Raw genomic sequence first — 6,629 nt, forward strand, 5'->3', positions numbered from 1 at the left:
GCCGTCACGACGGCGTCGGAGGAGCGGCGCGGGGCGCTCCCCCGGCAGGCGGGCTCAGGCGAAGTGCGTCGGCAGACTCAGGGCCTGCGCGTAAGTCACCAGCGCGATCGCGCCGCCGATGAGGGTCGCGGCTACGGTGATGCGGTTCGTCCAGGTCATCGTCGTCTCCATCGGGCTCGCGACTGTCGTCGCGGTGTGATCCCGATGTAGGCTCAAGCTTTCAGGCCCGGCGTGTTCCGGAGCACCCGCGCCGGCGGCGTTGCCGGAGCGACGGGGTCGCCGTCGCCGCCGGCTCGGACCGCCGCCGGCTCGGACCGCGGCCGGCTCGGGGAGCGCCCGACCGAGCGGCCCCTCCGGCGACTCCGCGGCGATCGTGCAGGCGTGCGGCACATCGAACGACACGGCGCAGCGATGTGACCGCGGGGCCTCAGCCGCGGGCGCGGCGGCCCGCGACAGGGTGCTACGTCCTTCGGTCGAGCACCGAGCACCACAAATGATGGCGACGGAAATGCCCGCGCGGGCTCTGCGCCTGGACAGGACTGGTCCGAGTCTGGGTCAGCCTCGACGGCCGGCCGCAAGATCAGCATGAGCCGGCTGGCCGCGATCCGAGAGCGTCGCAGGACACACATGCAGGAAACACCCCGCAGAGTCGTGATCCGAACGGATCCCGATTTCGAACAGGCCGTGATCGGCGGATTCAAGCTGGTCGAAGACGCCTACGCGCGCGGGATCATCTCTTGGATGCGCCGGTGCGCGTTGCTGGACCTGTTGGCGAGCGGCGAGTCCGAGCTGTACGAGAGGCGCACCTATGTGACGCCGCATTCGGACCCGGATGCGATCCAGATCGGCGTCTACTTGGAACCGACTTCGGCCTTCCTGATCGAACTCGGTCTGCTGACGCCGGAGATGACCGCGCCCGAGCAGGCCGATTCCGGGGCCGACCGCGAGCGCTAGGGCCCGGGGCGCCGGGACGGAGGCTCCGGCCCGGCGGACGCGGGGTCGTCCAGGGGGCTCGCGGCGCGAGTTGCCCCGCCTCTGTGCCCCGGGCACCGCCCGCTGACGCGGCCGCGCGCGGCGGGGCGCGGCCCCGCGTTTGCCTCGCTGCCTCTCCGAGGGCACCATGCGACGCGACGAGGGTGACGGGCGCACGGTCTCCGATGGCATCCAGCACGAGCGCTCGCCGATGAGGCGCCGCGAGGTCCTCGCCGCCCTGGCCGCCGCCGCGGTCGCGCGGCCCGCCGTCGCGCAGCCCGCCAAGGTCCTGCGCTTCATCCCGGAAAGCGACGTCGCGGTGATCGACCCGATCTGGACGACGGCGACCGTGACGCGCAACCACGGCTACCTCGTCTTCGACACCCTCTACGGCCAGACCGCGGGCTACGAGTTCCAGCCGCAGATGGTCGAGGGCCACGCCGTCGAGGCGGATGGCCGCCTCTGGCGCCTGACCCTGCGCGAGGGCCTGCGCTTCCACGACGGCGCGCCGGTGCTGGCGCGCGACGCGGTGGCGAGCGTGCGCCGCTTCGCCGCCCGCGACGCCTTCGGCCGGGCGCTGATCGACGCCACCGACGAACTCGCGGCGACCTCCGACCGCGTCGTGCAGTTCCGCCTCAAGCGGCCGTTCCCGCTGCTGCCCGCGGCTCTGGGCAAGACCGGTACCTCGATGCCCTGCATCATGCCGGAGCGCCTGGCGAAGACCGACCCGAACACGCAGGTCACCGAGATGGTCGGCTCGGGCCCGTTCCGCTTCAAGGCGGACGAGCGCGTCCCGGGGGCGCTCACCGTCTACGAGCGCTTCGACGGCTACGTGCCCCGCCCGGACGGCGCGGCGAGCTTCACCGCCGGACCGAAGCGGGCCCATTTCGAGCGGATCGAGTGGCGGATCGTGCCCGACGCCTCCACCGCCGCGAGCGCGCTGGCGGCCGGCGAGGTCGACTGGTGGCAGAACCCGACGCCGGACCTGCAGGCGCTGCTCAGGAGCAGATCGGGGATCCGGCTGGAGGTGCTCGATCCGGCCGGCGGCATCGGCTGCCTGCGCTTCAACCACCTGCATCCGCCCTTCGACAATCCCGCGATCCGCCGGGCGCTGCTCGGCGCCATCGACCAGACCGAGTTCATGAGCGCGGTCGCGGGCGACGAGCGCGCCCTGTGGAAGGACCATGTCGGCGTCTTCAGCCCCGAGGCGCCGATGGCGACGCGCGCGGGCACCGACGGGCTGGTCGGCCCCCGCGACTACGCCGCGGTCAGGCGCGCCCTGGCGGAGGCCGGCTACCGGGGCGAGCGCGTCGTCATGCTCGACCCGACCGATTACCCGGCCACCCATCCCCTGGCCCTCGTCGCGGCCGAAGCCTTCCAGAAATGCGGGCTCGCCGTGGACCTCGTCGCGATGGACTGGGGGACCCTGGTGCAGCGCCGGGCGAGCCGCCAGCCCCCGGACAAGGGCGGCTGGAGCACCTTCGTCACCTACCTGAACGGCACCAACAACTTCGATCCCGCCGGCCAGCTCGGCATCCGCGGCAACGGCGACCAGGCCTGGTTCGGATGGCCCCGCGCGCCCCGTCTCGAGGAGCTGCGCGCCGCGTGGTTCACCGCGCCCGATTCTGCGGCGCAGAAGGCGATCTGCGCCGAGATCCAGCGACAGTTCTTCATCGACGTGCCGTACCTGCCGCTCGGCGCCTATTACGAGGCGACGGCCTATCGGGGCCTGACGGGCGTGCGCAACGGCTTCCCGCAATTCTACGACGTCAGGCCGGCCTAGAGCGCTCTGCACCGAAGTGGATACCGGTCCGGCGCAAGAGAGCGCGTCGAAACAGAGGCTTAGAGCCGCGCCCGGTCCGTACGTGGCGCGCCATCCTTCCCCGCGCCGGACCGTCGCCCCGGCGCGCGGCGCCCCGAGGACACCGGAGCCGATGCGCGTCGCCGTCCGGCCTTTCGCGGCCGCGGCGATGCGGGCGCGGTGGCGCGCGCTACATCGGTGCCATGCGGACTGCGCCAGTCTTCTCCTCCCGCCACCTCGACCGCCTCGGCGACCGCCTGACGGCCGATGTCGACAGCGGCGCGATCGCCGGGGCCGACCTGCTCGTCGGCGGCGCGGACGGGGCGATCTGGCGACGCACCGTCGGCTACCGCGACCGCGTCGCGCGCGCCCCCCTCGGGCCCGACGCGCTCTGGCGCATCTACTCCATGACCAAGGTCGTCGTCTCCGCCGCTACCATGGTGCTCGCCGAGCGCGGCGCCCTGCGCCTCGATCAGCCCGTGGCGGCGTTCATTCCCGCCTTCGAGCACCTGTCGGTGCTCGATCCGGACGGCGGCCTCAGGCCCGCCAGGGCCAGGCCGACCGTTCAGGATCTCCTGCGCCACACCGCCGGGATCGCCTACGGCCATCTCGGCGACGGGCCGGCGCGGCGCGCCTACGCGGCCGACGGCCTGCTCGCCGAGGATCTCGACAACGCGGCGTTCGCCGACCGGATCGCCCGCCTGCCGCTGGAGCACGAGCCCGGCACGGTGTGGCACTACTCGCACGCCACCGACGTGCTCGGCCGCGTCCTGGAGATCTCGGGCGGCGCGGATCTGCAGCGGGTCCTCGACGCGACCGTGCTCGAGCCGCTCGGCATGGCCGACACGCTGTTCCAGATCTCGGCCGCGATGGGATCACGCGTCGCGCAGCCGCTGCCGCAAGCACCGGGGCAGCGCCCTGTCTTTCACGATCCCGCGCAGCCGCGGCGCGGCCAGAGGGGCAATGGCGGCCTCGTATCGAGCACAGCGGACTGCGCCCGCTTCCTGCGCATGCTTCTCGCCGGCGGCAGTCTCGACGGCGCGCGCGTCCTGGCGCCGGCCAGCGTGCGGCTCATGACCTCGGATCATCTCGGGGCGGCGATCGCGAAGGCCGCCTACTATCCGCCGGGGCCGGGCTACGGCTTCGGGCTCGGCGTGGCGGTCCGCCTCGCGGCGGGCGAGGCGCCGTTCCCCGGCAATGTCGGCGACTGGTTCTGGAGCGGCGTCGGAGGCACATACTTCTGGGTTGACCCTGTAGAGGGGTTCTTCGCGCTCCTGATGATGCAGACCTCCTCGGCCGACCAGCGCCAGCACTACCGCACGCTGACCCGCACCATGGTCTACGCCGCCCTGGAAGACCGTCGACTGTCCGAGACGTCTCCCTGAGGGACAAGGTCCGCCCGACGCATGTCTACGCCGGCGGCACGACCGAATCCGGAGCGGTCATGGCGCGGACTCCTGCCGCGCCGCCTGGACAAGGCGGTCGCCGTCCTCGCGCAGGAGCAGGCGATCCCGAACCAGCGCGTCCACGGACTTGGTCACGGCAGCCAGGTAGGCATTCGGATCCGGGTAGCGCTCCTCCAGCGAGGGCCGCGGATCCCCGTTGGCCTCCCGCTCCGCCCGGGTCCGGGCGAACGGAAGCTGGCTCCCCTCCCGGTCGCAGAGGGCCCCCGCCGGGAAGGGATCGGCGTAGAGATTCCAGCCCGTGAAGGTCGCGCGCGGTGCGGCGACGGCCGGCAGGCGAATGCCTGCCACGTCGTTGCCATCCGCGTCGACGCGGGGCACGAGCGGCCGGTACTGCGGCCCGCTCTCGGGCTTGGGATCGACGTAGGTGCTGAAGCGGGCGATCGTGTTCGGGGCGGTCGGGACCGGCACACCGACGATGAAGGGATAGCCGGCCTCGGCCGGCTCCACCAGCGTGCCGTCCGACAGGCGCGGGATCCGGCTGTCGGGCGGGGGCGTGCCGAGCGTCACCCAGTCCTCGAGTGCGACGAGAAGCGCCCGGAGGGCAGGCGCCGGATTGAGGGTGCTGCGCATGTTGGCGCAGGGGCCTCTGCTCGAGGTCAGTCCGGCGCGCCCGTAGTGGAAGCCGCTCGAGACCAAGTAGACGCGTGTCGTGTCGGGCAAGGCCAAGTCGGTGCGGCCCAGGGGATCCGTCGCCAGCAGCGAGGCACCCTTCTGCCAGTACTCGGTGCCGGTGTTCACCTCGATCAGCAACGGGTCGAAGCCGTCGTCGCGCAGCAGCGCGCCGGTCCGTCCCGTCACCGGGTCGTGCTGAGCCGCCGCGGAGAACGGGAAGGCATTCTCCGGATAGAGATGGTCCTCGTGCTGCGTGTTGGTGCGGGACGGTTGGCCGAAGCGCGCGTTCAGGAAGACGCCGCCGATCCCCGCGATGTGCGACAGCACGCCGTCGAAGACCCGGCGCCCGGCCTCGTCGCGATTGAAGCCCTGGGCGATGAAGTCGCGCAGGTACCGCCCGCTCTGGGAGATGCCGAGCGCGACCGCGTGCCGGATCGCTCCGCCCGCCGGGTTGGCGCCACCGGCGGCATCGCCGCGCAGGTAGGCGACCACGTCGCGCGTCGCGGCGAAGCCGATGCCGAGCACCTTCGGCTCGGTGGCGCGGTAGGTGAACTGGTAGATCGAGCCCGGCAGCGGCTTCGTTCCCTTGGGCAGGAGCTCGAGTTGCCGCGGCGTCGCGTAGTGCCACGCCTCCTCCGGAACCGGCCGAGGCGGGTCGGCCTCCCGGCGGCGCACGGTCAGCTGCGTGCCGGCCCTGTCCTGGCTGGCCGCCTTGAAGGTGAGATAGAAGGGCGCCTCCGGCGGCCCGCGCGTCGCGCTCACGAGTTCGTCGCGCACGATCTCCACGATCGGCTTGCCGTTCCTGGAGGCGACCGGCACGTCGATGGCCATGCCGCCCTGCTGGCGCAGCGCGTCCGCCTCCCAGCCCGACCAGACGATCGTGTCGCCGCGACGCAGGACGAGGCCGGTTCCGGCGTCGACGGCGTTGCGCGGATCGTTGACAGCCTGGGCCCCTTGGGCCGGCGCGTCCAGCACCCAGTTGAAGAGGAACTTGCGGCCGCGGTTCAGCACCTCGAACAGCAGCGTACCGCTGCCGCGGGCGGGGTCCTTCGGGCGCAGGATGAACAGGTCGGTCCTGTATTCGACCATGCCGCGCGCGTTGCGCGGCGCCAGCGCGATGTCGACGATGCCGGCATTGGCCGGATCTGCCGGATCGAGCTCGCCGCGGGCGGCACCGATGACCCGCTCGTACGCGCCGGCAGGTCCGAATTCAGCGCCGTCGGCGAACGGCTCGACGGTGACGACCTCGATCTGAGTGATCCGCGCCTGGGTCGGCGTGACGCCGAGCGCGCAGCCGAGCGCGCCGGCAAGAACCCAACCGGTCCGCCTGGTCCCCCCTCCCGCGCGGCTCGTTCTCCTGGCCGGCCGTGTCAGCAAACACAGATGGAACGGGCCGTCGAGCGCGCTGCCCGCGAAGGCATTGCGTTCCCGGACCGCCTGTCAGCCGGTCTCGGGAGGCCCCCGGGCGGGCAAGGCGAGCATCCGCGAGGGGCAGCCTAGGTAGGGAACTCATACAACCAACTGCTGTTGCTCGTGTTTTCTTCCTGAGATTGGGGTTTCCAGCGCAGGAGGTTCGCGATGGCACGGTTGTTCTGGCTCTCCGATGAAGCCTGGGGGCGGATCGAGCCGCACCTGCCGCACGGCCAACCGGGCAAGCCCCGGGTCGACGACAGGCGAGTGATCAGCGGCATTCTGCATGTGCTGAAGGTCGGCTGCCGCTGGCAGGACACGCCCTCCGCTTACGGTCCGCACACGACGGTCTACAACCGCTACAACAG

At 72.1% G+C, this 6,629-nt stretch carries 5 protein-coding genes; 4 read left to right on the forward strand and 1 reads right to left on the reverse strand.

Going from position 1 to position 6,629, the window contains the following annotated elements:
• The first annotated feature begins 585 nt into the window (after positions 1–585).
• The 3 genes from BLW78_RS22370 (at position 586) to BLW78_RS22380 (ending at position 4,158) form a co-directional block, all read left to right on the forward strand.
• The gene (locus tag BLW78_RS22370; protein ID WP_132368888.1) at positions 586–954 is read left to right on the forward strand and encodes a hypothetical protein; all 369 of its coding nucleotides are present in this window, start codon (positions 586–588) and stop codon (positions 952–954) included.
• 229 nt (positions 955–1,183) lie between these two features.
• The gene (locus BLW78_RS22375) at positions 1,184–2,755 is read left to right on the forward strand and encodes an ABC transporter substrate-binding protein (protein ID WP_056524301.1); all 1,572 of its coding nucleotides are present in this window, start codon (positions 1,184–1,186) and stop codon (positions 2,753–2,755) included.
• A 221-nt stretch (positions 2,756–2,976) separates the two neighbouring features.
• On the forward strand, positions 2,977–4,158 hold the full coding sequence (locus tag BLW78_RS22380) for a serine hydrolase domain-containing protein (RefSeq protein ID WP_091682177.1): 1,182 nt from the start codon (positions 2,977–2,979) through the stop codon (positions 4,156–4,158).
• A 57-nt stretch (positions 4,159–4,215) separates the two neighbouring features.
• Here BLW78_RS22380 and BLW78_RS22385 read toward each other — a convergent pair whose 3' ends face one another.
• Positions 4,216–6,228 carry an alpha/beta hydrolase domain-containing protein gene (locus BLW78_RS22385; protein WP_244527025.1) on the reverse strand — a complete coding sequence of 671 codons (2,013 nt, stop codon included), beginning with the start codon at positions 6,226–6,228 and terminating at the stop codon, positions 4,216–4,218.
• A 201-nt stretch (positions 6,229–6,429) separates the two neighbouring features.
• On the opposite strand from BLW78_RS22385, the gene BLW78_RS22390 reads away from it, so the two are divergent.
• The coding region (locus BLW78_RS22390; RefSeq protein ID WP_139307723.1) for a transposase at positions 6,430–6,629 on the forward strand (200 nt) is incomplete at its 3' end.

It is taken from the genome of Methylobacterium sp. 275MFSha3.1 (genome assembly GCF_900108435.1).
Classification (GTDB): Bacteria; Pseudomonadota; Alphaproteobacteria; order Rhizobiales; family Beijerinckiaceae; genus Methylobacterium.